General features: G+C 50.6%; 25 protein-coding genes and 2 tRNA genes. 4 read left to right on the plus strand and 23 right to left on the minus strand.

What is annotated here, in order from left to right; all coding sequences use genetic code 11:
- Window position 1: 1 nt before the first annotated feature.
- The 3 genes from thrC to B9Z37_RS00950 are packed head-to-tail and all read right to left on the minus strand — an operon-like array spanning window position 2 to window position 4,066.
- Window positions 2-1,447 (minus strand): threonine synthase, encoded by a 1,446-nt coding sequence (thrC, locus tag B9Z37_RS00940; RefSeq protein ID WP_108311193.1) that lies wholly within the window; start codon window positions 1,445-1,447, stop codon window positions 2-4.
- On the minus strand, window positions 1,447-2,769 hold the full coding sequence (locus B9Z37_RS00945; RefSeq protein ID WP_108311194.1) for a homoserine dehydrogenase: 1,323 nt from the start codon (window positions 2,767-2,769) through the stop codon (window positions 1,447-1,449). Before B9Z37_RS00945 ends, thrC begins: the two co-directional genes overlap by 1 nt.
- 55 nt (window positions 2,770-2,824) lie before the next feature.
- Window positions 2,825-4,066 (minus strand): pyridoxal phosphate-dependent aminotransferase, encoded by a 1,242-nt coding sequence (locus B9Z37_RS00950; protein ID WP_108311195.1) that lies wholly within the window; start codon window positions 4,064-4,066, stop codon window positions 2,825-2,827.
- 132 nt (window positions 4,067-4,198) lie between these two features.
- Between B9Z37_RS00950 and B9Z37_RS00955 the strand changes: the two genes are divergently transcribed.
- The 3 genes from B9Z37_RS00955 to B9Z37_RS00965 all read left to right on the plus strand — a co-directional run bounded on the left by B9Z37_RS00955 (window position 4,199) and on the right by B9Z37_RS00965 (window position 7,043).
- Window positions 4,199-4,576, plus strand: coding sequence for an Mth938-like domain-containing protein (locus tag B9Z37_RS00955; RefSeq protein WP_108311196.1), 378 nt, complete (start codon window positions 4,199-4,201; stop codon window positions 4,574-4,576).
- 159 nt (window positions 4,577-4,735) lie between these two features.
- Window positions 4,736-5,221: a peroxiredoxin gene (locus tag B9Z37_RS00960; protein WP_108311836.1), complete on the plus strand. Its 486-nt coding sequence runs from the start codon at window positions 4,736-4,738 to the stop codon at window positions 5,219-5,221.
- Window positions 5,222-5,378: 157 nt separating this feature from the next.
- Window positions 5,379-7,043, plus strand: a complete 1,665-nt coding sequence (locus B9Z37_RS00965) for a PhoH family protein (RefSeq protein ID WP_108311197.1) — start codon at window positions 5,379-5,381, stop codon at window positions 7,041-7,043.
- Between the two features lie 17 nt (window positions 7,044-7,060).
- On the opposite strand, the gene dnaB is transcribed toward B9Z37_RS00965, so the two are convergent.
- A complete protein-coding gene (gene dnaB / locus B9Z37_RS00970) occupies window positions 7,061-8,479 on the minus strand; it encodes a replicative DNA helicase (protein ID WP_108311198.1) in 1,419 nt (472 codons plus the stop codon).
- Between the two features lie 320 nt (window positions 8,480-8,799).
- Window positions 8,800-9,309 carry an antirestriction protein ArdA gene (locus B9Z37_RS00975; protein WP_108311199.1) on the minus strand — a complete coding sequence of 170 codons (510 nt, stop codon included), beginning with the start codon at window positions 9,307-9,309 and terminating at the stop codon, window positions 8,800-8,802.
- Window positions 9,310-9,714: 405 nt separating this feature from the next.
- Here B9Z37_RS00975 and B9Z37_RS14255 point away from each other — a divergent pair, with 405 nt between their 5' ends.
- Window positions 9,715-9,924, plus strand: a complete 210-nt coding sequence (locus B9Z37_RS14255; RefSeq protein WP_167394288.1) for a hypothetical protein — start codon at window positions 9,715-9,717, stop codon at window positions 9,922-9,924.
- Between the two features lie 40 nt (window positions 9,925-9,964).
- On the opposite strand, the gene B9Z37_RS14260 is transcribed toward B9Z37_RS14255, so the two are convergent.
- The 18 genes from B9Z37_RS14260 to B9Z37_RS01065 all read right to left on the minus strand — a co-directional run bounded on the left by B9Z37_RS14260 (window position 9,965) and on the right by B9Z37_RS01065 (window position 25,790).
- Window positions 9,965-10,285 (minus strand): hypothetical protein, encoded by a 321-nt coding sequence (locus B9Z37_RS14260; RefSeq protein ID WP_146179679.1) that lies wholly within the window; start codon window positions 10,283-10,285, stop codon window positions 9,965-9,967.
- 96 nt (window positions 10,286-10,381) lie between these two features.
- Entirely contained in the window at window positions 10,382-10,786 is a 405-nt protein-coding gene (locus B9Z37_RS00985; protein WP_108311201.1) for a hypothetical protein, read from the minus strand.
- Between the two features lie 96 nt (window positions 10,787-10,882).
- Entirely contained in the window at window positions 10,883-11,590 is a 708-nt protein-coding gene (locus B9Z37_RS00990) for a hypothetical protein (protein WP_146179680.1), read from the minus strand.
- Between the two features lie 156 nt (window positions 11,591-11,746).
- A complete protein-coding gene (gene mobF, locus B9Z37_RS00995) occupies window positions 11,747-14,560 on the minus strand; it encodes a MobF family relaxase (protein WP_108311203.1) in 2,814 nt (937 codons plus the stop codon).
- 4 nt (window positions 14,561-14,564) lie between these two features.
- Entirely contained in the window at window positions 14,565-16,460 is a 1,896-nt protein-coding gene (locus B9Z37_RS01000) for a type IV secretion system DNA-binding domain-containing protein (RefSeq protein WP_108311204.1), read from the minus strand.
- A gap of 10 nt (window positions 16,461-16,470) precedes the next feature.
- Entirely contained in the window at window positions 16,471-16,614 is a 144-nt protein-coding gene (locus B9Z37_RS14540) for a hypothetical protein (RefSeq protein ID WP_205872523.1), read from the minus strand.
- Between the two features lie 115 nt (window positions 16,615-16,729).
- Window positions 16,730-17,026, minus strand: a complete 297-nt coding sequence (locus B9Z37_RS01010; protein WP_108311206.1) for a hypothetical protein — start codon at window positions 17,024-17,026, stop codon at window positions 16,730-16,732.
- Window positions 17,027-17,120: 94 nt separating this feature from the next.
- The gene (locus B9Z37_RS01015) at window positions 17,121-17,387 is read right to left on the minus strand and encodes a hypothetical protein (RefSeq protein ID WP_146179681.1); all 267 of its coding nucleotides are present in this window, start codon (window positions 17,385-17,387) and stop codon (window positions 17,121-17,123) included.
- A gap of 302 nt (window positions 17,388-17,689) precedes the next feature.
- Window positions 17,690-18,112 carry a hypothetical protein gene (locus B9Z37_RS01020; protein WP_108311208.1) on the minus strand — a complete coding sequence of 141 codons (423 nt, stop codon included), beginning with the start codon at window positions 18,110-18,112 and terminating at the stop codon, window positions 17,690-17,692.
- A 59-nt stretch (window positions 18,113-18,171) separates the two neighbouring features.
- Entirely contained in the window at window positions 18,172-18,522 is a 351-nt protein-coding gene (locus B9Z37_RS01025; RefSeq protein WP_108311209.1) for an H-NS family nucleoid-associated regulatory protein, read from the minus strand.
- Window positions 18,523-18,604: 82 nt separating this feature from the next.
- Window positions 18,605-19,372 carry a PmeII family type II restriction endonuclease gene (locus B9Z37_RS01030; RefSeq protein ID WP_108311210.1) on the minus strand — a complete coding sequence of 256 codons (768 nt, stop codon included), beginning with the start codon at window positions 19,370-19,372 and terminating at the stop codon, window positions 18,605-18,607.
- Window positions 19,365-20,288: a DNA-methyltransferase gene (locus B9Z37_RS01035; RefSeq protein ID WP_240606587.1), complete on the minus strand. Its 924-nt coding sequence runs from the start codon at window positions 20,286-20,288 to the stop codon at window positions 19,365-19,367. Before B9Z37_RS01035 ends, B9Z37_RS01030 begins: the two co-directional genes overlap by 8 nt.
- Before the next feature lie 65 nt (window positions 20,289-20,353).
- Entirely contained in the window at window positions 20,354-21,820 is a 1,467-nt protein-coding gene (locus B9Z37_RS01040) for a tyrosine-type recombinase/integrase (RefSeq protein ID WP_167394289.1), read from the minus strand.
- Between the two features lie 253 nt (window positions 21,821-22,073).
- A tRNA-His gene (locus B9Z37_RS01045) sits at window positions 22,074-22,149 on the minus strand.
- Between the two features lie 26 nt (window positions 22,150-22,175).
- Window positions 22,176-24,107: a SurA N-terminal domain-containing protein gene (locus tag B9Z37_RS01050; RefSeq protein ID WP_108311213.1), complete on the minus strand. Its 1,932-nt coding sequence runs from the start codon at window positions 24,105-24,107 to the stop codon at window positions 22,176-22,178.
- 61 nt (window positions 24,108-24,168) lie between these two features.
- A tRNA-Val gene (locus tag B9Z37_RS01055) sits at window positions 24,169-24,244 on the minus strand.
- A gap of 17 nt (window positions 24,245-24,261) precedes the next feature.
- Complete coding sequence (locus tag B9Z37_RS01060) at window positions 24,262-24,534, minus strand: HU family DNA-binding protein (RefSeq protein WP_108286799.1); 273 nt, start codon at window positions 24,532-24,534, stop codon at window positions 24,262-24,264.
- Between the two features lie 170 nt (window positions 24,535-24,704).
- Entirely contained in the window at window positions 24,705-25,790 is a 1,086-nt protein-coding gene (locus B9Z37_RS01065) for a tartrate dehydrogenase (protein WP_108311214.1), read from the minus strand.
- Between the last annotated feature and the right edge of the window lie 22 nt (window positions 25,791-25,812).

The following is a 25,812-nucleotide window of genomic DNA, read 5'->3' on the forward strand; positions in this document are numbered from 1 at the left end:
TTCAGTCGCAGTGTTGCGTGATGAAGGCTTTGATTTGCTCGACATCTGCCTTCATCACTTGCACACGCTTGGGCAAGGACTCGATGCCTTCAAACTGGGCTGGCCGATCGGGTTGACGGCCCAAGGCCTCCACAATCGTTGAGGCGAACTTGATGGGCAAAGCTGTTTCCAGAACGATCATGGGCACCTGTGCATTCAGGTGCTCTTTGGCCACTTTCACACCGTCGGCAGTGTGGGTGTCGATCATCACGCCATAAGTGGCAAAGACTTGCTGAATGGTCTGAAGTCGATCGGCATGGGTACTTCGACCGCTGTCAAAACCATAAACGGCTGCAGCCTTGGCAAACCGGGCATCGCCCGACAAGTCGAAGAAGCCTTCGCGACTGAGGCCTTCGCCAAAAATGGCTTTGGTTTGGGCACCATCGCGCTCCAGCAAGTCAAACACAAAGCGTTCGAAGTTGCTGGCCTTGGAGATGTCCATGGAGGGGCTGGAAGTCTCGTGCGTGTCGGCCGTACCGCGTACACGGTAAATACCCGTGCGAAAGAACTCGTCGAGCACATCGTTTTCGTTGGTCGCCACCACCAGACGGTCAATCGGCAAACCCATCATGCGGGCCACATGACCGGCACAGACGTTGCCAAAATTACCGCTAGGAACCGTGAAGCTGACCTTCTGGTCGTTGTTTTGCGTGGCCTGGAAGTAGCCTGCAAAGTAGTAAACCACCTGGGCCAGCAAACGAGCCCAGTTGATCGAGTTCACCGTGCCGATCTTGTAACGGCGTTTGAAAGCCAGATCGTTGGACACGGCTTTGACGATGTCCTGGCAATCGTCGAACACGCCATCAATGGCGATGTTGTGGATGTTCTCGTCCAGCAGGCTGAACATCTGGGCTTGCTGGAAAGGGCTCATGCGGCCATGCGGGCTGGTCATGAAAACCCGCACGCCCTTTTTGCCCCGCATGGCGTATTCGGCCGCACTGCCCGTGTCGCCCGATGTTGCGCCCAAAATGTTGAGCTCTTCGCCGCGCCGCGCCAACTCGTATTCAAACAAGTTGCCCAGCAGCTGCATGGCCATGTCTTTGAAGGCCAAGGTCGGCCCATTGGACAAGGCTTCCAGATACAAATCCGGTTGGGCCTGGCCTGCTGCCTGCAAGGGCTTGAGTGGCACGATCTCTTTCGTCCCGAACACCTCTTGGGTGTAGGTCTTGCGACACAGAGCCTGCAGGTCGTCGCGCGGAATGTCGTCGATGTAGAGCGACAAGACTTCGAAAGCCAAAGCCGCATAGCCTTGGCTTTGCCAGACATCGCGCAAGTGCGTCAGCGCAGCAGCGTCCAGCTTGGGATAGCTTTCAGGCAAGTACAGGCCCCCGTCAGGGGCCAAGCCTTCAAGCAAGATTTCACAAAATTGTTTGCGGTCGGCATGACCACGTGTTGACAGGTAACGCATCAGTTCAACTCTTCCTTGCGAATGCGCACAATCGGCGCCATCACGGTAGGCAATGCCTGCATTTCGGCCAAGACAGCGTTCAAAGTGCCTTCACGCGTGTCGTGCGTCAAGATGATCACATCGGTCTGGTTCTCACCTGCTTGGCTGACCTGGTCGGCCTCGCGTTGCAAGACGGCATCGATGCTGATGTCGGCCTGGGCCAAGAGACCTGTCAACTTGGCCAACACACCGGCCTGGTCGGCCACGCGCAAACGGAGGTAATAACTGGTCACCACCTCGGACATCGGCAATACCGACAAACTGCTCATGGCATTTGGCTGGAAAGCCAAGTGAGGCACACGGTTCAGTGGATCGGCGGTGTGCAAGCGGGTGATGTCGACCAAGTCGGCAATCACGGCGCTGGCCGTCGGCTCGGAGCCTGCGCCTTTACCGTAATACAAGGTGGTGCCCACGGCATCGCCTTGCACCATCACGGCGTTCATGGCACCTTCAACATTGGCAATCAGGCGCTGTGTCGGCACAAGGCTAGGGTGCACACGCAACTCCACGCCTTGCGCCGTGCGCTTGGTGATACCGAGCAGCTTGATGCGGTAGCCCAGTTGCTCGGCGTATTTGATGTCGGCCGCGCCCAATTGGGTGATGCCTTCCACATAAGCCTTGTCAAACTGAACCGGTATGCCAAAGGCAATCGCGCTCATCAAGGTCACTTTGTGCGCGGCATCCACGCCTTCGATGTCAAAGGTCGGATCGGCTTCGGCATAACCCAGACGCTGGGCTTCCTTGAGCACCACCCCGAAATCCAGCCCCTTGTCGCGCATTTCGGACAAGATGAAGTTGGTCGTGCCGTTGATGATGCCCGCCACCCACTGGATGCTGTTGGCCGTCAGGCCTTCGCGCAACGCCTTGATGATCGGAATGCCACCGGCCACTGCCGCTTCAAAAGCCACCATCACGCCTTTGGCTTGCGCCGCAGCAAAAATCTCGGTGCCATGCACGGCCAGCAAAGCCTTGTTGGCGGTGACCACATGTTTGCCTGCGGCAATCGCCTCTAAGACCAGCGCTTTGGCGATCCCGTAACCACCAATCAATTCAATGACGATGTCGATCTCAGGGTTGGCGATGATCTCGCGGCCATCGGCCACCACTTGAACGCCCTCACCCACCAGCGCTTTGGCACGCGCCACATCGAGGTCGGCCACCATGGTGATTTCAATCCCTCGGCCAGCCCGGCGCAGAATTTCGCCCTGATTGCGCTTGAGCACATTGAATGTGCCAGAGCCAACAGTGCCCATGCCCAACAGGCCAACTTTGATCGGTTTCATTTTTTATCTTCTTTACTACAGAGCGCCCGAAAGGCTCGGGCATGGATATTGGAATTCAGCTTACCAAAGCCTCGGTACCAAAGCGTTTGCGGGCACCTTCGAGAAAACGTGCAACGCGAGCAATCGCCTCGCGCAAATCGTCCTCATGTGGCAAAAACACAATCCGGAAATGGTCTGTGCCGGGCCAATTGAAGCCGGTGCCCTGGACCAGCATGACTTTGGTTTCTTCGAGCAATTGCAAGAAGAAATCCTGGTCATCCTTGACCGGGTAAATCTGGGGGTCGAGCTTGGGGAACATGTACAGCGCAGCCTGCGGTTTCACGCAGCTCACACCCGGAATTGCCGTGATCAGCTCGTACGCCAGATCGCGCTGCTTGCGCAAACGGCCACCCTCGTGCACCAACTCATTGATGCTCTGGTGCCCACCCAGAGCGGTTTGAATGGCCCATTGCCCAGGCACGTTGGCGCACAAGCGCATGTTCGACAGCATGTTCAGGCCCTCGATGTAATCGCGGGCGTTCTTTTTGTCGCCAGAAATCACCATCCAACCAGCCCGGTATCCGCAGGAACGGTAGCTTTTGGACAGCGAGTTGAAGGTCAAGGTCAGCACATCCTGCGACAGGCTGGCCAAGGGCGTGTGCTTGACGCCGTCATACAAGACTTTGTCGTAGACCTCGTCGGCAAAAATCACCAGACCATGCTCACGCGCAATGGCCACAATGCCTTTGAGCAACTCGTCCGAGTACAGGGCACCCGTCGGGTTGTTGGGGTTGATCACCACAATGCCCTTGGTGCGGGGCGTGACTTTGGCACGGATGTCCGCCAAATCAGGCATCCAGCCATTGGCTTCTTCGCAGCGGTAATGCACGGGAGTGCCGCCAGACAAACTGGCCGCCGCCGTCCACAACGGGTAATCGGGGGATGGCAAAAGCACTTCGTCGCCGTTGTCCAACAGACCGTTGGTGGCCATCACAATCAATTCGCTGGCGCCGTTGCCCAAATAAATGTCATCGAGCGTCACGCCCAAGATGCCTTGCTTTTGGGTCTCATGCATGACGGCCTTGCGCGCTGCGAAGATGCCTTTGCTGTCGGAGTAACCTGCCGAATTGGGCAAGTTGCGAATCATGTCTTGCTGAATTTCTTCAGGCGCATCAAAGCCGAAAACTGCCAGGTTTCCGATGTTCAATTTGATGATCTTTTGCCCGTCCTCTTCCATTTGACGGGCGCGGTCCATGATGGGGCCGCGAATGTCATAACAAACGTTGGCGAGCTTGGCAGATTTTTGAATGGGCTTCAAAGTGCCTCCAAAGGCAGTTGCGAGAGGGGAAAACCTATAATTTGACCACATTTCAAGGCCATTTCGGCCCCACAACCCAGAGCTGCGCCTCTAATGTTGGACTGAACACGCCCAGCCAGCCCAGATCACCCCATGAAACTACAACCTGACAAATCGAACAACCTCACCATCAATGCCTACGGCCAAGGATGGATTGAGGTCAATGGCCAAAAATTCGACCACTCGCTGATCGTCAGCAGCCTGCCGGGCGCTGCGCCAAACGCATGGGAAGTTAGCCGTTTTGAAGAGCTCAAACCCGAAAATTTCGAGACATTGGCCTTGAGCGGAGCGGAGCTGGTGATATTTGGCAGTGGGCCCCGCTTGCGATTTCCTCAGCCTGGCTGGCTAAGACCCCTGATTGAGCGCGGCATTGGCCTTGAAACCATGGACACACCAGCCGCCTGCCGGACCTACAACATTCTGGCCAGCGAGGGACGCAAAGTGGTGGTCGCTTTGTTGCAAGAAGCTTAAAGCATGCATTTCACAATCGACCTGGTTTCCAAAGGTTTGGGCGATTGAGGGCTTTCATTCAGAGTAAAATCGAAGGTTGCCAAGCCCCATGGCCTTTAGCGAATTTGACGCCATCAGATGGCGGCAAGCGCTCAACCTGTCAAGCGAGATCAAAGTTTTATGGCGATCGTTCTTAACAAACCCCTCCCCGAATTTGAAGCGAACGCGACCAGCGGTCTGAAAGTTTCGAACATCTCCCACCTCGGCCAACCCGTGGTTTTGTTTTTCTACCCCAAAGACAACACCCCTGGCTGCACCACCGAAGCCATGCAGTTCCGCGACAAGTACAAGGATTTTGTCAAAGCAGGTGCCTTGGTTCTGGGTGTTTCACGCGACAACATGAAATCGCACGACGACTTCAAAGCCAAGCTGGAATTGCCCTTTGAGCTGATTGCCGACACCGAAGAAAAAATGTGCCACATGTTTGGTGTCGTCAAAAACAAAATCATGTACGGCAAAAAAGTCAAAGGCATTGAGCGCAGCACATTTTTGGTCGGCGCGGACGGCACACTCAAGCAAGAGTGGCGCGGTCTGAAAGTCCCAGGCCATGTGGAAGAAGTGCTCAAGGCCGTTAAAGACCTGAAGAAAGTCGCCGCAGTGGCTTGATTGAACCCGGCGGGTTTTGTCATTCGGCTCGTGCATAATGATTTCATGCCGCTGAAACTCAGCCCCCTTCTCTCCTCCATAAAAAGCCGCCTTGGCCTCCAGGCGGCTTTTTATTTTTCAGCGCCAGAATTTTTCACTTCTCAAGAGGCCTTCGCTCATGCCACTGCCACCCGCACCCACCCAACGCGCCAGCCGCTTGACCCACACAGCTTTCGAGGCGCAAACGGCTGAGGAAGAAAAACCACCCGTCATGGTGCAAGTCGAAACCAGGGCACCTGCAGCGCCCGTTCAGTCCACTGTGGCCATGGAACCCAAACGTGTCGCCCGCGGCCGCAAAGCCCCCACGGCAGCTGCGACACCACCGGCAGCACCTGCGCCTGCGGCCACGAAGCCCAGCTTTGCACCCGTGAGCCGCCCCAAACGCCGAAGCGGGCCGAGCAAACTCTTTGTGCTCGACACCAATGTGCTGATGCACGACCCCATGAGCCTGTTCCGCTTTGAAGAACACGATGTCTTCTTGCCGATGATCGTGCTCGAAGAGCTGGATGGTCATAAAAAAGGCATGACCGAAGTGGCACGCAATGCACGTCAAGCCAGCCGCTCATTGGACGCTTTGGCCAGTGCACAAGGTGCAGACTTGGGCAAAGGCTCCCCCTTGAGTGCCACGGGCCACACCGATGCGATGGGGCAATTGTTTTTCCAGACCCAGGCACTGGATCTCAGCTTGCCTTTGGCCCTGCCACAAGGCAAGGCAGACAACCAGATTCTGGGCGTTGTCAAAGCCCTGGGTCAGTTGCAAGCCCCGCGAGAAGTGGTGCTGGTGTCCAAGGACATCAACATGCGGGTCAAGGCACGGGCTTTGGGTTTACAGGCCGAGGACTACCAAAACGACAAGACGCTGGAAGATGGTGACCTGCTGTACCCCGGATCATTGGCATTGCCAGCTGACTTCTGGATCCGCAATGGCAAAACCGTGGAAAGCTGGCAGCAAGGCACGCACACTTTTTACCGGATCAGCGGACCCATTGTGCCCAGCCTGTTCATGAACCAGTTTGTGTATTTCGAGGCACCCGGTGAGCCGAGCCTGTACGCACGGGTTACAGAGATTCGCGGCAAAACAGCCGTCTTGCGCACACTGAAGGACTTCAACCATCAGAAAAATGCCATCTGGGGTGCGACCACACGCAACCGCGAACAAAACTTTGCGATGAATCTCTTGACCGATCCGGACGTCGACTTTGTGACGCTGGCGGGCACTGCGGGTACAGGTAAAACCTTGATGGCCCTGGCCGCTGGCCTAACCCAGGTGCTGGATGACCGTCGTTACACCGAAATCATCATGACCCGCGCCACGGTCAGCGTCGGCGAGGACATCGGCTTTTTGCCGGGCACCGAAGAAGAAAAGATGGGCCCCTGGATGGGCGCCCTTGACGACAACCTGGAGTTTCTGGCCAAAGGCGACGGCGGCAATGCCGGTGAATGGGGCCGGGCTGCGACCAACGAGTTGATCAAGAGCCGCATCAAGATCAAGAGCATGAACTTCATGCGCGGTCGCACCTTCATGAACAAGTACGTGATCATCGACGAAGCGCAAAACCTGACGCCCAAGCAAATGAAAACGCTGATCACGCGCGCAGGCCCGGGCACCAAGATCATCTGCATGGGCAACCTGGCCCAGATCGACACGCCCTACCTGACCGAAGGCTCGTCGGGCCTGACGTATGCGGTCGACCGCTTCAAGGGCTGGGCCCATGGGGGCCACATCACGCTGGCGCGAGGTGAGCGCTCGCGCCTGGCCGACTTTGCCAGCGAAGCGCTTTAAAAACCCGTCCTCGGGTCTCAGTAATCGTCGCTGAGGCCTGAGGCCAGGCTTTCAAACCGGGTCAGGTTCTTCAGGAAAGTGAGGCGGACCGTGCCTGTCGGGCCGTTACGCTGCTTGCCAATGATGATTTCTGCCACGCCAGGATCTTTGGAATCCTTGTTGTAGTAATCGTCACGGTAAATGAACATGATGATGTCAGCATCCTGCTCGATGGCACCGGACTCTCGCAAGTCGCTCATCATGGGGCGCTTGTCGGTGCGCTGCTCCACGCTTCGGTTGAGCTGCGACAAGGCAATCACCGGGCACTGCAATTCTTTGGCCAGCATTTTCAGGCCCCGCGAAATCTCGCCCAGCTCGGTTGCGCGGTTGTCGCCGCCTGAGCCGCCCGAGCCACTCATCAGCTGCAAATAGTCCACCACAATCAACCCCAACTTGCCGCATTGCCGCGCCAAGCGGCGGGCATTCGCCCGCAACTCGGAGGGCGTGAGACCAGGCGTTTCATCGATGTGCAAAGACACCGTGCGCAGTTTTTCAATCGCTTCGGTCAGTCGTGGCCACTCTTCGTCGCTGAGCTTGCCCGTGCGCAAATGGCCCTGGTCGATGCGACCAATAGAGCCCACCACACGAACAGCCAGCTGGGATGCCCCCATTTCCATGGAGAACACCGCCACCGGCAAACCCTCGTTCAAGGCCACGTGCTCTGCAATGTTGATCGCAAAAGCCGTTTTGCCCATGGACGGACGCGCAGCCAAAACAACCATGTCCCCCGGCTGCAGGCCTGACGTCATGCGGTCCAGGTCGTAAAAACCTGTTGGCACACCCGTGATGTCATTGGGGTTGTCGGCCATCTCCTGCACGCGGTCAAGCAGCTCGACCACCAGCGTGTCCATGGACTGAAAGCCCTGCTTCATGCGCGAGCCTTCTTCACCGATGTTGAAGATCTTTTGCTCGGCTTCGTCCAGGATGCGGTCAATCGCTTTGCCTTGGGGATTGAATGCGTTGGTAGCGATCTCGTCACTGGCAGAGACCAGTTTGCGCAAGATGGACCGCTCTCGCACGATTTCTGCGTAGCGGCGAATATTGCTCGCGCTAGGCACGTATTGCGCCAGCGAATTCAGGTAACCCAAACCGCCCATTTCTGCGGTTTTGCCCTGGTTTTGCAGTTGCTCACTGACGGTGATCACATCGGCGGGTTTGGAAGCATTGATCAACGCGCCAATCGCTGCATAAATCAACTTGTGCTCATGCCGGTAAAAATCCGAATCCACCAGCAAATCGCCGACCCGGTCCCAAGCGCCGTTATCGAGCAACAAGCCGCCCAACACACTCGACTCGGCCTCGATGGAATGGGGCGGAACGCGCAACTTGGCAATTTGGCTGTCAGAAGACAGGTCTGAGGGAAATTCGCTCAAATGGGGGGAGAAAACAGCAGACATTGAGAACCGAAAAATCAAAAGGCCATGTTAGCCCCCGCAGCCGATGACGTCACGGGACAACCCTGTGGATAAGCATGGGGTATCCGGTGATGAACGGGGGACAAGTTGGCTTCACAAACAAAGTGATGCATAAATGAAAAGGCCCTTCCGATGTCGAAAGGGCCTTTTGATTTTTGGGGTGGCTGATGGGGTCGGAATTCCACACAGCTAACCCTTTGTTTTTAAACACTTTTCACCCAAAATGGGTAAAAAACTGTATGACCCCAAAGTATGACCCCTGGGGCGCATGTTTATATTCTAGCCTGCTTCTGTTTCACCCATCACAAAGCACCCGCATTGACCGTGTAAATCGAGTCAGCAAACTCAAACTGTGTGAGTTCTCCGCCCTGCTCCAAGTCGCGGGCGTATTTTTCGTAATCGATGTAGCAACGCACACCCTCGGGGATGCTCTCCAAGTGGCATTCGTCGAAAATTTCTTCTGCTGCCTCACTCAAACGGCATTCATACAAAATCACATCTTCAATTTTTTCATTGGCCTGCTCCAAGCCGTTGCCCGCGAATGCCACAAGATAGAACAAGGCTACCTTGTCGCGTGCGTCCAGCGTTTCGACTTCATCAAACCACACATCAAGATTGGCCTGATTGATTGCGCAAGCCTCAAACAATTGAGCATCGCCCGCATCACCATCAATGAACTGGATTTCAAACTCTTCAACGGGTGAACCGTGGCAGTCTGTCAAGCTCTCGGCCTTGGTCGTGAACTCCTCGGCGCTCTCAAAATAAAAACCCACTGCGTCTGGGTTGTAGGGTTGTGCGTGAAGTGTTGCCATGGTTTTTTCTCCTTTGGTGGCAGTTGATAAAAATCGCTTGCTTTTGGAGAACCCTCGCTTCCCCCCTTGGGGGACGGGTGGGGGTATGGCTGTTTGAACGCACAAAAGCCGCCCCTGTCGGTGCGGCTTCGCTGTAATTTGCTTTCGGTTTCACCCCCTCACTGATTGACGGGGGTATACCGAAGAGCAAGCGAAGACGAGAAAGGGGCGGCAGCGTTCGCCGTGGGATGGTCATGCCAGGCACATGACACAAAGCGGTCAGCGACTGGCGTGGGGCTTGCTGTCCAGCACACGGCCATGAATTGCGGCATACGCAATCAGCAAACCGAATGACACACTTGTTTGGCGTGTGGGTTGCTGCGTATGTCGAGCACAAAGCAAAACGAGCCAAATGAGGCCCGTTTTTTGACTGCTGCTTGTAGTTTTTATGCTGCCATCTGTGCCGTGGCACTTGCGGCCATCAAAACGGCCACCGTAAAAGTGCTGATTGCTTCATTTGGTGGCCTCCTTGTGCTGGTTCAAAAGGCTACGAATCAAAGCGCTGATATTGATGTTCTGCGCCTGCAAACTTTGCAAGTAGGCATTCAATCCTTCGTCGGCTTTGAATGCCCATAACGGGCTTTTTCTTTTGTTCTTGTTGTTGTTCATCATTCATTTACCCCGATACAGAACAAACATTTAAATGTTTTTCAACAATTTTAGTGGCCGCACGCCAATCCTCATCATTTTCCAAATTACAGATGTCATAGCCACTGTCATGCGCTCCCTCGATAGCCAATTCATACCAATCACAATCATACCGATCGCAATTGAAATGATTGTGATTATTTTTCACATCATTGCAAGCACAACTCAATATATTTATCATTTCATATAAGTCCGCCATACTTGCGCACGCTTTGTAATCCGAATTTTCATTCAAATATGCGTTAACATTTTTTTCCCAATACTCATTAAAAAAACCACCTACAAACATACAATCTCCTTTATTTATGTTATAATCATATATTAGCAACTTTATAAAGTTTGTCAAATATTTTTAATGAATTTACAAGGTTTTTTGTAAATATTTTCATAAAACCGCTGTTGCTTTTTTTGATTGCTCAACATTGACGCTTTGCATCAAAACCAACTTTTGCAGTTCGCCTTCAATTTTTGCGGCATCCATCACGAATTGAGCCTTTTCTTTCAAACTTTGAAGGTATTTTTTGGTTTTGAAATGCTGCCACTTCGATTTCGGCCAAGCGCGTGAAGGTGTGCGAATTTCAACGCTGGAAAAAGTTTCAAACGCTTTATAAAAATCAAAGCGCCCAACTTTGTCCCACCGCCCCACAAATTCATTCAATGCCATTTCATTGTTGATGAAATAAGATAACTTAACCGCCTCCTCCTTGGTCATTGGAAATTCATTCAAAAAGTTTTTGTATTGCTCAATTTTTTCAAATGTCCACTCGGCCCCTTCTTTGTTGTTTAACATTTTATCTCCTTTATTTATGTTATAATTTAATATTAGCAAAGTTATAAAGTTTGTCAACTATTTTTAGTAAATTTATAAGTTTTTTTGTAAATATTTTCACAAAACCAAATCACCTCGATATTGGCTTTGTGGATTGAACGGCTTTTTCTTTGCTTTTTCAGTCAAGAATTTTTGAAATCCCAAAGGGTTCTTTGCTTCAGTGCTCTCCTGAAATTCGTTCAGCAATTCCAAAGCCGCCCAATTATTGGTTTTGATTTGTTCGCTTGCCTGTTCAAAATAGATTTCACTTTTGGGGTTGCCTGCATAGTGCCACTTTTGAGCCACTGCGAAGGCTTGAAGTGCCTTCCCTCCTTCTGTCAATTTTGAAGAGCTGCTGGGGCTGCTTGCGCTCGGCTGCGGTGGTGTTGTCATCGCTGCCCCCTTTTCCTTCTTATCCAAAAAAGATTTCTTCTCTTCTTCTTTTTTTTGCAGATGTAGAAGATTTTTTTTTAATGTATTAGATGTATTAGATGTTATCGTGTCATTTTTCGTGTCAGCACAAAAACACAACTCAAAAACTTGTTCCGTATCAGTGGCCTTCAAAAGCCCAAGTTGAATCAACTTTTGAACGGTTCTTTTTGCTTGTGTTCTGTCGATTTTTGTAATGTATCCCGCCAAAGCGCCGTAGCATATTTTTTTCGTTTTTCCGTCTGAAAAATTGCTATTTCGCTTCATGAATAGGTAGCCATGGACTACTCGGCCATCTGTATCTCGCAGCGCGTCGAGTTCCCTCAAATTGAGTGTAATAAAAAATTCTTTTGACATTTTGTTATCTCCTTTTAGTGTGTCAAACATCACTTTTTGCCGTGTAAAAAGCGTGACATTTGCGTGTCATAATTAAAGTTAGCAAAATTATAATAATTTGTCAAATATTCTTTATTGAATTTTCTTTTGTTATCTCTTAAGCCAATTAAAGGCGAATTACATTTCTATTTCTTGATTTGTTTTTGTTTTTTGCTGTGCCCAGGCGTGGGCCTGCTGATTTTGGGCATGTGCTTGGGCTTGGCTCTCGGCTTGGCTGGCGTGCGCTTCTGCCATGGCCTTTTGTCCAATTTCTAAGCCCATTTGCAGGGCTTTCGCGGCTCCGTTGGCATGGCCCTGTGCTGTGCCTGTGTGTTGGGTTTGTGGGCCAATTTTTGGCCCGATTGGCTGGCCCATTTGGCCAGTGTGTTGGGGGATTTCGGGCATCTGCACGCCTGCGGGCTGTTGCCCTTTGCTCACAGTTGAAGCCGTCAGGCTTGAACTGTTGCCCCTCGTCATGTTCTGCCCCAAAGTTGGGGCCACTTTTGGGGCAATTTCTGGGGCAATTTCTGGGGCAGTTTCTGGGTTTTTGAGGTCAAGGGTTGTTTGTTTGATATGGGCCACGGCCATACCCTGGGCCATGTCTTCTTTGTCGTATTGCGTGCAATACATTTTTGTGCTGTCCTTGTGGCGTGTTAAGGCCACATAGCTTTGGTGCAGGTCTGCGCCTGAGCTGTACAAATAAAACGAATTTTTGTAGGTGCTTCCCTGGCTGGCGTGGGTGGTAATCGCGTGGGCGTGTTTGAAGTGGTTGTAATCGTTGGTGTCAATGGTTTTTTGGCCTTCCTCGGTTTCAATTGTCAGCATCAAACCGCCGTTTTTGTGGGCTTGAACCTCCAACACTTTGCCCACTTCGTTGTTTTTAACGCCCAAAATATCATTGTTCTTTTTGAACAAAATGCGGTCGCCCTTGCACATTTCCAATGTGCTGCCGTCTGCGTTGTCAAATTCGGCCCCTGTGGGGCTGATTTCGCCTTTTAATTTGAGTTCATCGCGTATCGCATCGTTCAAAGCCTGAGCATCGGCGTTGGTGGCACATATGGCGACTTTGGAAGGGCTGCTCGATTGGGCATAGTCTCGGGCCAGGTTTTCGATGGCGTTCAGGCGGTTGGCGTGGCTCACAATCGCGCCTTTCCCTTCGTAAATTTTGAGCGCTTCGTCTGCTTTGCCTTGGTAAAAAAGCAGGCTGGCTTTTCTCTCGTCGCCGTCTTGTTGGCGGGTGATGGTGGTCAGGTCGGCGGTTTTGATTTGGCCGTGCTGTTGCAGCGCCCAAAATATGCCGCCTGCTGCCACGCTTTGAAGTTGGCGCTCGTCGCCTATCAACACCAATTTGGCCCCTGCCTTGTCGGCGTGCTGTTGCAGCCGTGCGAACTGGCGTGAATCCACCATGCCCGCTTCATCCAAAATGATGACGGTTTTGGAATTCAACACGGTTTTTTTCTTGTCCAGGTCAATCAATAGGCGGGCGGTGGTGTGTGATGCCATGCCCGTTTCTTTCTCCAACACGGCCACCGCTTTGGCCGTGGTGGTGGTGCCCAGCACTTGGAAACCTGCTTGTTTGTATGCGTCCACGACAGGGCGAAGGGCCGTTGTTTTGCCTGTGCCTGCGAGGCCACGGACAAGGGCAACACCGCCGCTTTGCGTGGTGATGTGCTCCACGGCTTGGCGTTGGTCAGCAAACAAGGTGAAACCTTGGGCCTTTTCAAAGTCGGCCACCACTTGGGCCACCGCTGCTGGGGCCAGTTGGTGGATGGTTTCATGTTGGCGGTTTGTGGCACTTTGGATGGCGTTTTTTTCCAAGTCTTCAAGCCGTTTTGATGTAAAAACAGGCACGGCCTCTACCCCGTTTTGGGTGGTCTTGTAGGCCACCTTTTTGATGCAATCGGGGTGCTCCAAAATTTGTTTTTGGAGTTGTTCACGGTTCAAGCTCGGGTCAAATTGTTGGAAAGTGGCGGCCAACTGCTCCACATGCTTTAACTCAAAGCAACTGTTTTGCTCGGTCAGTTTTTCAATCAAATCGGCCACGGTGGGCATGGGCGTTTTTGTGGTTTGCGTGGCTTTGACTTGGGCCATGTCAAAGCCTTGGGCTTGGCTTTCTGCCTGCCAGCGTGTGAACAGTTCCAAACGGTTCACCTCGCCTTTTTTGTCTCGTGTATCTCTGGCAATGATGTTGCGACTTTCGGCACTGGTTTGGCCTGTCTCACGGGCCACTTTTTTGATGTGCTCGGCCCGCTTTGAAAAGTGTTTTTCCAAGTCCTTGGGCACGCCTGCCACCTGAAAAATGCCTTCATTGTGTGGGTCTGGCTCGATGCCAAAGCCCAGCCTTTGCATGGCGTTGGCCAGGTGTGCCCTGTAAATCGTGCCCGCTGCCAATTTGTGTTCAAAAAGCCCTCTTTGGTCAATGGCCCCTGTGGTGCCGTCCTGCCTCACGCATGTGTTGGACACCACGCAATGGCTGTGCAGTGTTGGGTCATTGGCCCTGCTGTTGCAGTGCTCAAACACGCCATATATCAGGGCTTTGGGCGTTTCTTTGGTGGTGCCGTTGTGGCCTCTGCGTGCCTCGATTTTTGGGGTCATGTAAGCCATGGCCGCTTCAATCGCTTGGGCGTGGGCTTGGCTGATTTCATTTCTCAATTGGGGGTCTGCATTGGCCCACACAATGGACACGGATTTAGGCGCGGAAAAGGTCAAATCCATCCCCACGCGAAAATTTTCTTTTCCTGCGTTTTGGGCCAACTTCTCGCCGTTGGGCTTGTGGCCCGTCATGACGGCCTTCAAAGTGGCGTTGTCGATTGATATTTCTTGTATGCCTATCAAACGTGCCCCTTCACCCCAAACGCCTGGTGGCTCGCCCTTTTCTGCACTGGCGTAATACTCGCTTTTTGCCAAGGTGTTGTAGTAGTCCACCCCATTGATTCGTTTCATTTCAAGCATGGCTTCACTCCTCTTTTTCTTGTTCTTCTTCCATGGCCTTCAAGTTCTGTCGTGTGTGCACTGGCGCTGATATCACAGGCTTAGATTTAAGCAAGTCCACCATCTCTGCGATTTCAAAGGCATGGCCCAGCATGGGTAAAGCGTTTTGAATGGCGGGTGTGGGGATTTCGCCTTGCTCGTGTTCTGCTTGCTTGTTTTCTTGCTCGGGTGGCTCGGGCAATTGAATGGCTTGGATTTCCAATTTTTTACTTTGAAAAACTTCACGCCAGACGAATGGCTCACGCGCAGGCGTTGGGGACACAAAGGAAAAAGGCAGGTTCAATGCGTATTCACCCAGGCCCAACACAAGGGCGTTGATGTGGGTGAATTTTTTGGCATTGTTCAGTTTTTTGGGGCCAAGCTCGGTTTGCAGCTCGCTTGGGTGAACCACCAAGATTTCATCTCTCGACCAACTGCTTGAACTCTTGCCGCCGCCCTGGTCGGTGATGTTGCGCCGCTCAATTTCTCGCTTTCCAATGATTTGTTGGCAAATGGTGTCGGCGGTTTCGCTGCCTGCGGTTTGGCCGATGAACAAAGTGCCCACCATGGATAACATGGCCTTGGTTTCGTTTTGGCCGTAGGCTTCTTTCAACTGTGAAAAATCTTGAACAATGCCCACCACACGACAACCCTTTGAACGGGCAAAGGCCAGCAATTTGGGGATGGCCTCACACTTGCCCAGCTTGGGCAATTCGTCCACCACCACCCAAATTTTTCTTTGGCTGTCGTCTTTCAGTGCCTGAATCTGTCCGCCTGCGGCGTTCAATATGGAATTGATATATGCCTTGGACAGGTTCTCATGCTCCGTGTTGCCTGCCAAGATGATTTGGGGCCGTGTCTTGTCGGCCAGCCAACGGCGGATTGAAAAGCCCTTGGCGCTGGGGTTGTCGGCTTCTGCCTGTGCCAGCACACGCACAGAATTGAAGTTGGACAACATGGAAGACATCACGCCTTGCGTTTGCTTGCTCTGTGCGTCTGCGATGTTGGCAAAGGCGTGGGGGTAGTATTTTTGGACAATGGATTGAATCTGTTCAATGTTGTTGCTTGCCTCTGCATACAAGTCGCCCCATGTCCAAGCCTGCGGCTTTTCTTGTTGAAGTTTGACAATCAAGGCAATCAAAACGCTGCGCGATGCATTCACAAAGAACGCATCGCCTTTTTTGTTATCAGGTATCAATGAATCGGCCAGCGTGGTGGCGTCCAGCTCCGTGGTGCAGTCCTCGGCCACGCAATAGCGAACACTGCGGGCATCAAAGGGCGAGAACAACAAGGCTTTTTTGTAGGCCGATGTGAAGTCGCCTTTCCAATCCACAATCAACGCTTTTTCTCTTTTTGAAAAAATGCTTTTCAAAAAGTGATGACAAATCACGGTTTTGCCACTGCCCACGGCACCAGAAATCAAAGCGTGCTTGGTGGCTCGGTCATTGGACAAGGTGAACCCGTTCAGGGCGATGCTTTCGCCCGTGGCCTCGCATTCCTCGGCTGTGATTTGCTGGGCCTTCTTCAAGGCTTCTGATTCGTCCAGGTAGCGCCGTCCGCGAACATGGCGACAACGCTCCACGGGTTTGAATGCCAGCACAAAGCCCCAAACGCCAGCGGCCACGGCCAGCATGAGCGACAAAGCAAACACAAGGGCAACCCATGGGACTGACTTCACCGCCTCGGGAAAGTGCTGCAAAACGGCCATGAATCCGATTTGGTGGGCCATCCATTTCTTGAAACCAAACCAAACGCCTGCCCCTGTTGCGCCAGCCAACAAAACCATGGTGAACACTGCCCCCCAGAAGTTGCGCACACGCTGCGAAGGGTCAAAAGGGATGACATTGAAGCCCCAATCCACCACGGTTTTTCTTGTGCCCATGCCTGCCCCCTTATGCCTCGGCCAGGGCCATATCAAAGCGCCAATGGAGGTAAGCCAGAAACCCCATTTGGATTTGTGCCAAACCTTCGGGCGGTGTTCTCAACTCCTGGGCAAAGTCAATGATTTCAGCCAAGTCCCATTTGTTCACCCTCATGAACATTTCAAAGCGGCCAAAATCATGGTGGAACAGATAGCAAGTGAGCAAGTTGAAAACTTCATGTCGCTGGCTAAATTCTTGGATGCTGTCTTGAAGGCTGTTTTGAATGCTTTTACTCATGGGCTTCACCTGCTTGTTCTTCTTTGAGTTTTTTAATCAACCTGCCCAAAATTCCATACACCAAACTTTGATACGTCAAATTTTTGTTGATGTTGGTCGCCCACACAATGTAGCCAGTGAGTTCTGCCAGTGTTGGAATTTGGGTAGGAAAATCATTACAGTGGCTAAAATATTCCGATAACGTCAATTCCTTGGCGGTCAATTGTTTTTCAAACAATGGGTAGTTTTGTTTTTTCAAAGCCCTCTTGAACTGCTCCATGTCAAAAAATGAAATGCTTTCAGTGGTCATTTTTCATCTCCATTTATTTTAATTAGATATACGACAAAGCCAACAAGGCTAAGCATTGCCAAAGTGGTGGACACCATCATGAATGCAATAAAATTCATTTGGCACCCCCTTGACTTGCGGCGCTGGTTTTTTGAATCCATTCATAAATTGCTTTTTGATACTTCAAAAGCATTTCCAGAGCCGCGCCTTGTTTGCTGACTTGCTCGGTTAGCATCGTCCATTGTTGGGCGTTTTCATTTTTATCAAGACCAACAAGAATTTGTTGGCGCAGCACTTCCGAAATATTTGTGCTGTCTTTTTCGGCCAGCTCAGACAACTTTGAATGTTGAATATCGCTTATTCGCAGACTAATTGTTTTCATTTGAAAAACCCTTAAAAATTATTTGTTATATTTATTGTTTATCAAATGCGTTTACAAAAGTCAACAGATTACAAAAATATTTGTAATACACCGCAAACATGGTAGGAATAAAGCGTTTTCAGTGTTTACATATCGCCTTTGTAATGCAAGGCGCAAACATGGCAAACCCAGTAAACAAAAGGGAGTAAGCAAAAAAAAGACACCTAACGCAATCACGAAGTGATGCGTTAGGTGTCTGTATATTTTTCTTTGTTTTCGGTGTTTGCGGTGCTACTTCATTTTTTCACAGTGTCAAGCTCAGGTCATTTTTTGCTTAGAAATTCTTGTGGGTTTACAAAGAGAGCTTGAAGATCAAGAAGTTCTTGTGGAGTGGAGTTGCGTTTGGCTTCTATATCTTGGCAAATTTTCGGCCATTTATTTTTAAAAATTGCAACCAATTCAATTTCAGAATCTTTCGTTAAGTTATAGATAATTTCACTTCTTTTACGGAGGTCTTCGCATAGCGGGCGCATCTGAGCTTCAAAATACATTTTTACTATTTTAAAAAGTAATTTATCCAAAGTTGAATATGGCGCAAATTGTAAATTTTTTATAGTATCATAATATTCTTCAAAATCGTCAAAAGGAAGACGAACGGTAGGCGTTCTGTCCACGCCTTGCAAGCCACGCTCGAACAATTTTAGGAATAAGTCTTCAAAAATTTTTTTCTTTATTTCTTCGTTCATAATTTCTCCTTATCGATAATAAAAAAACAAGCGAGTGCATGCGTCAATTGCTTGCAGACTTATTTCTTGAATTGGTCGATTGTTCCGTTTTCAATGGCCTCGTTCACCCATGTTGGGCGTCTGCCTTTTTGGCCCGTGTAGGCCCATGTATTGCCGTCTTTTTCGTAAGTCGCACCTACTACAAATTCAAAATCAGTTTTTTTAGTGGGTGCCTTCTTGCTCTTTGGTTGTTCTTCGGATTCAAACAATTCGTGCGCAGTGATTGAATAACTCTGTATCCAATTTTTCATGACCTCAACGGCCTTGGTTTTCCCCTCTGTTTCCAATTTTTTAACTTCTTCGATTCTTTTGATGCCATCTTCAATTACTTTGAACTCTTGATAGCTTTTGGATTCGTTATTTTCTTGCATGATTTTCCTTTGAAAAATTAAAGTGTATCTGTTTTGGACTTGCGCCCCTGATTGGGATTTATTCGATTAATTTGCTAAAATCTTATTCAGCATTTATTCTTGGAAGCTTTCTGCCAGAATTGAATTCCACAAGCTCATTCCAATTTATTTCACCATCACTATTGCAAAATCGCGCAACAAAATCTTTTGTTAAAATATTCAACTTTGCATTATATGCATCTATTATTTTGTCATTTTGAATTTTAGCTTCATGCCCAAACGGCTCGATAAGGTCTTTGTATAAATTTTCGGATTCACCTGAAATAAAACTCCAAAATTCTTGGCCGCATAGTTTCTGATGAGTTCCTTTGTTTGGTGTTGAATCTGTCCCATAACAACACCCTTCAATAAAAATAAAATTTGAACTTCGGTGTCCGCCAGAAGTTTGAAGGGTTTTTTGTGCCGTTCTAAAATTTGTCAGCATTTGCCTAATTTGTCCAGAATTACCCCAATTGGGCCCGCTCTTTATTGAAACAATATATTTATTGTTATTACTTTCAAACTCCAAGTCAATTCCTTTGATACCAGATTTTCGGCCCGAATAAACTTTTTCGCACACAAATAAAGCAATCTCCTCCATGAAATTTCCGAATGTCGTCTCCTCGCCTGATGAAATTGCAGCAGACAGAACGGCACTAATAAAATCATTTGCGGACTTTGAATTTTTTGCTTTAAAAAGATAAGGATTTTTTCTTTTTATGACATCATTAAGAGTAATTGTCGAAACTTTTTGAAGTTTTTTCTCGTGAAATCGACTCCAGATTGATTTTTTTATGAAATCCTCAACGTCAACCAAATTTAATTTATTCATAAATGACTCCACTTTTTAATTTTCTTTTAGTCAACCCCAATTCATTAGCAGTTAACTGACAATATTCATTCAGCAATTCAATCCCTATGGCATTTCTATTCATATTTCTTGAAACCCTAATGCTTGTCCCTGAACCGCTAAATGGGTCTAAAACCACATCCCCAGATTGTGTAAACAATTTAATAAACCATTCAGGTAAACTATCTGGAAAGGCAGCAGCATGGCTTCTATTGCTACATTCAGTCGCAAGGTGTAAAACATTAGTGGGGTATGCTAATTCACGCCCTACCCAATTTTCAATTTTCTTACCAAATCCACTTCCAACTTTTGATTCATCACGAATTTTATCTGTTTGGCTTAGCATTTTTAAACGTGAATTTTTCCAATCGCCCATTGGTACCCTTACCTCTTCTTGATACATTGAGAATTTTTTTTCTTTTGTAAAATGAATACATCTCTCCCAAGCATCTCGAAATCGATTAGGCCATTTACCTGGATAGCAATTCTTTTTGTGCCATATGTATTCTTCTGTAAAAAGCCAACCTTGTTTTTTCATTGCGATAATTAACTCCATAACATATGTATGGCGCTCACCGTCAATTACTCTTTCTTTGATATTTAAAACAAATGAACCTGTTGGTTTTAATACCCTTAACAATTCCGCAGAAATAGGTAAAAACCACTCAACATATTTATCTGCATGCGTACCTCCATAAATATTTTTTCGCTGGTCTGCATAGGGTGGCGAAGTTATAATTAAGTCAATTGAATTGTCTTCAACATGCCTCAACTCTTTCAGGCAATCACCATTATATAATTTCACGGTTGATTTTTTTTTCATGGCTTCCTGGATACTTAAAAAATCATTTGGAGGTTCTCCATTTGATTTTTGTGATTGTAAATTGAAATTTGTCATAATTTAATCTTATAAGAATAGGCTTTGGGCGAGTGCGCTCATTTCAGATTCTTTGTGTGGGGTTGTCATTGGGTTTGTTTTTTCGGGGCCGTTTTTCTTTTATCTCTGTTGCGTTCTTCACGCTCGGCTTTTGCTTTTTCATACCTTGCCAATTTTTGCGCCCGCTCTATGGCTTCGGGGGAATTTTTCTTGGCCTCTTCGTGAGCAAAAAACGCCGCAAATGTCGGGTCTTGTAGTTTAAGCGCCTGGAAGTCAACTTGGCTGTGGCTGAGGTGCTCCATGGCGGTTTGAAGGTTTTTCAGGGCAATGCCGCGAACATAAGAATTGCCATGCACCCCCGCCATTTCGGGGCTGGTGTGCCCGACGCTTCTTTGAATTGCGGCCACTTTGGCTTCCGTGTTGTGCAAATCTGTAATGGCCGTGCTTCTGAAACTGTGAAACACTTTTTTGGGGTCATTGATGCCACATTGTTGAACCCACAGGCCCCACTGTCGCCCTGTCATTTTTTCGGGGTCTCTGGTTCTTTTATTTTTGGGCGTGCGTGGTGGGTCTTGTGGTCGGTGCGGTATCAAAAATATCTCGCCCTTGTCTTTCAGTGCCTGGGCGTAATCCCAAAGCCCTAGGGCCAGCAGTTGCGAATGAATGGGCACAGTGCGGCGGCTTTCTAGCGTTTTGCCGTCTTGGATACGGTAGCATTTCACGCCGTCCACCTCTTCAAAGGTGGACAACTCCAAGCGAGCCAGCTCGCCCAGCCTTGCCCCTGAAAACAGCGCCATCAAGGGCAGCCAGTAAAAATCTGGCTTGTCCATTTCCTTGGCGTAGCTTGCACCGAACAGGGCTTTGATATCGCCGTTGGTGAACTCTGCCCACGGTGTGCGTTGGAGGTTCATTTCCGCTTTGGTCGCCATTTTTTGGGTCATGGGGTTGTCGCGTGGGTATTTGCCCGCATCGTGTGCCCATTCAAAAAATTTAGACAGATAGCCTCTGCGTTTTTCCAGTGTGTTGCCAGAGCGTTTTTTGTCGGGATGCTTTTCGTTGGGGCGTTTGTATTCCGTATCTCGCCAGCCGTCCTTCATGCCGATACGCTCGCGGGTGATGTCGCTCAATGGGCTGTCGCCAAAGAAGCCCAAAAAGTCGGCAAAGACGGCTTTTTTTTCCAGCATGGTTTTGGCTGCGTGGCCGCGCCTGTCTTCTTCGCCGTAGTGCTGTTCTAGTGCGTCTTTCAGCGATATGGCTGCCGTGGCGGTGATGCTGTGGCTGGCGTATCGGTAGGGGTCTTGCTGCGCTTCTAGCTGCCTGAATGCGGCCTCACTGGTGCGCATTTTTTCCAAGTGTTGGCTTTGCAACTCGTTCAGTTGTGCCTGGCTCATTTGAACTTGGGTTTGGGCTTGTTCGCGTGCCTGATGAATTATCTTGTCAGCATAGGCCGCTTCCGCTGGGTTGCTGGGGTCAAAGTCCACCACTTCGCCTGTGGCGGTGGTGATTTTGAGGGGATTGAGTCCCAGCAAATCAGGAATTTTTTTACTGCCCATGGGGTGCGTTGCTTCAATTTCAAAATTGAACTTTAACGCCAAAACCCGCGCTAAGGCGGGTTGTTTGGTTTGCAAGCTGATTTGTTTGATGTGTCGCTTGCCTGTGGCATCACGCCACAGGACTCGGACAAAGAAAACACCGTTGCGACTTTTTGCAAGCCTGGGAACTTTTAAAGCCATGTATGACCCCTAGGTATGACCCCTTGGGTGATAAATGCTTAAAAATTCCTTTTAAATCAACGATTTAGAAGACTGGGGTGGCTGATGGGGCTCGAACCCACGACAACAGGAATCACAATCCTGGACTCTACCAACTGAGCTACAGCCACCGTAGATCGATATTATAGCCTGAAGCTCAGGGCTTTTTGGCTGCAGATTCACTCATCTTTTGAGGTTTTTCAGCCAGCATTTCAACTTTGAAATGAGACTTCAAACTGGCCAAATAAGCCTGCGATTCGGCCTGGCCCCACAGACGGGCAAATTGCTGACGACTTTGCTCGGCTTGTTGAGTGGACAGCTCCGGGCGAGGCACAATTTTGTTCACACGAACAATGGCGTAACCCTCGGAGCCCAAGTCAACGCCCGTCAAAACAGGCATGTGTGCAGGGTCCGCACGCAAAGCCGCCTCGACCAAAGCTTGAGGCTGCGCTTGGGCTTGCTCCCGTGACACCTTGAGGATTTGGCCCACATTGGCTTGCGCAGGCTCGCTCTTCCAGGCTGCCAATCGGGACTGGCCCTCGGCTTTGGCCAATTCAGCAGATTTGGCCTGAATCAAAAGCTGTCGCACATCGGCTTTGACTTCTTCAAACGGACGCACAGTGGCCGGGCGGTGATTGACAACCCGGGCAGACGCCAAGGTGTTGGGGGCGACCTCGATCGCCGCTGTGTTGCGGCGTTTAACCACCGCATCTTCAGAAAAAACCGCCTGCAACAATTTAGGGTTGTTCATCACACCCTGGGCACCCGCAGCAGGCACGCGTTTCAGGCCCTGGGCCTTTTGAACCGTCAATTTCAAGCGCTCGGCCACAGGCGCCAAGCTGTCTGACTGTTCATACACGCTGTTGCTGAAAGACTCGGCCAACTCAGCGAACTGACGCTGGGCCTGTTGCTTGCGCAGATCAGCCTCCAGTTGGGGGCGCATGGACTCGAACGAAGGCGCCTGAGGCAGTTTGACATCGGTCAGCTGAATGATGTGGAAGCCGAAATCCGACTCCACGATGTCGCTGATGTCGCCTTTTTGAAGTGCAAAAGCAGCGTCTTCGAAAGGCTTGACCATCGCGCCACGAGCAAAAAAGTCGAGATCACCGCCACGGCTGGCAGAACCCGTGTCGTCAGAATTCTTGCGGGCAACTTCTGCAAAAGTTTTAGGGGCCTTGCGCACGGAAGCCAACAGGCTTTCGGCCTTGGCACGGGCTTTTTGTTTGTCAGCAGCAGGCAAGTCCTTGGCCGCATTGACCAGGATATGGCTTGCGCGGCGCTGCTCTTGGCCACCCAGTCGCTGCAAATTCTGTTCGTAATAGGTCTTCAAGTCTTGCTCGGGCAGAACGATCTTGGCTTGCAAGGCGGCAACGTCAAGCACCAGGAATTCAACATCCACGTTTTCAACCGAGCGAAAGCGTTCAGATTTTTCTTGGTAATACCGCTCCAGGTCCGCATCGGTCACCTGAACCTTGGCGGCAAAGTCTGCAGGCATCCACCGCTGGACTTGAATTTCACGACGCTGTAAATATGCATCCAGCGCCATATCGGCTTGGCGCTGCGTCGCAAAGGTCGAGCCTTGCAAACCAGCCAACACTTGCTGATTGGACAAATCACGACGCACACGGGCTTCCAACATTTCAGGGGTCATTCCCTGGCTGGCCGCCAATTGGCGATAACGTTCCATGTCGAGTTTGCCGTCGGCCCCACGCAATCCGGCGATCGATGGATCTTGTTGCAGGTAACGCGCCAAGCGCTGGTCACTGGTCACGAGCAGTTGTTTTTCTGAAGCGATCGCAATCAAACGATCATTGACCAAGCGTTCCAGAGTGGCATAGCGGGCCTCTGCCGAATCGAGCAATTTGGGATCCAGATTGGGCACCGAGGCACGAATGCGGTCGACCTCATTTTGGTGAGCAGCATCCCATTCGGCTTGGCTGATTTTTTGCCCATCGACTTTGGCAACCACAGCGCCTTTGTCTTCGTATCGGCTGTAACCCTCAATGCCCACCAGGACAAAAGAAGGTATCACCAACAAGAACAACAACCCCATCCAGATTTTTGAGTTGTTGCGAATGGAATCAAACATGATCGAAGTCTCGGGTTATCAAGAAAAAAGGCGAACACAGGGTTCGCCTTTACTTTTGTGGTGGTGGGCGCTGACGGTCTCGAACCGCCGACCTACTCCGTGTAAAGGAGCCGCTCTACCAACTGAGCTAAGCGCCCCACCTGAAAAAGTGTTGTCAGTTCAAAGCGTCCTTCAGGGCTTTACCTGGGCGGAACTTTGGAACTTTGGCTGACTTGATTTTAATCGCTGCGCCAGTGCGTGGATTGCGACCAGTTCGGGCAGCACGTTTGCCGACAGCAAATGTACCGAAGCCGACCAAAGAAACTGTGCCGCCTTTTTTCAAAGTAGCCCGAACAGCGCCCATGGTGGCTTCCAATGCACGGCCTGCAGCTGCTTTGGACAAGTCAGCTTGTTTTGCAATGTGTTCGATCAGTTCTGTTTTGTTCACAAGAAACCTCTTGAAGTTACAACCCGGCATCACCGGCTGTGGATTGGACATGAAATCCACAGTCACGACTGTGAGCTGTGAATTCTAGCGTTGAAAATGCGCCATGCAGAGTGTTGACATCCGATTTTTTCAAAGCCCAGCCCCCCTGCCCCATTTGTCAAAACGCCCCATCACAACGCATTGGCAATGGCGCGCCCCACATCGGATGTTGTGGCCTTGCCACCCAGATCCGGCGTTCGCGGCGCATCTGCACCTGCGGCCAGCACCTTTTCTATGGCACCCAAAACCGCATCATGTGCGTCTTTGTGGCCCAAAAACTCCAGCATCATGGCGCCGCACCAGATCTGGCCGATGGGGTTGGCAATGCCCTTGCCTGCAATGTCGGGCGCTGAACCATGCACAGGCTCAAACAGCGATGGGAACTTGCGGTCCGGGTTCAAGTTGGCGCTGGGCGCAATGCCGATCGTGCCAGTGCATGCAGGCCCCAGATCGCTCAGGATGTCGCCAAACAAATTGCTGGCCACAACCACGTCAAAAAAGTCGGGACGCTGAACAAAGTGCGCGGTCAGAATGTCGATGTGGAATTTGTCCACGTTGATGCCCGGATAAGCCTTGGCCATCTCGGCCACGCGCTCATCCCAATAGGGCATGGTGATGGCAATGCCGTTGGATTTGGTGGCGCTGGTCAGGTGCTTTTTGGGCCGGGTTTGGGCCAATTCAAACGCAAACTTCAAGACACGGTCCACCCCAATGCGGGTCATGATGGATTCTTGCATCACGATTTCGCGCTCGGTCCCCGGAAACATGCGGCCACCCACGCTGGAGTATTCACCTTCGGTGTTTTCACGCACGATGTACATGTCGATCTCGCCGGGCTGGCGTGCGCTGCCGTCGCGGCGCACCACGGGCGCGATGATGCCAGGCATCAATCGGGCCGGGCGCAGGTTGATGTACTGATCAAACTCACGACGGAACAACAGCAGAGACCCCCAAAGCGAAACGTGGTCGGCAATCTTGTCCGGCCATCCCACCGCACCAAAGTAGAGTGCATCGTGGCCACCAATTTGGTCTTTCCAATCGTCGGGCAGCATCTGGCCATGCTTTTCGCAATAGTCCCAGCTTGAGAAGTCGAAATGGTCAAACTGCAAGTCGATGCCAAACTTCCGGGCTGCGGCGTCCATCACACGCAGCCCCTCAGGCATGACTTCCTTGCCAATGCCATCTCCTGGAATCACGGCGATGCGATGCTTGGTCATAGAAAAACTTTCAGGATCAAAA

The sequence above is a fragment of the Limnohabitans parvus II-B4 genome (genome assembly GCF_003063455.1).
Classification (GTDB): Bacteria; Pseudomonadota; Gammaproteobacteria; order Burkholderiales; family Burkholderiaceae_C; genus Limnohabitans_A; species Limnohabitans_A parvus.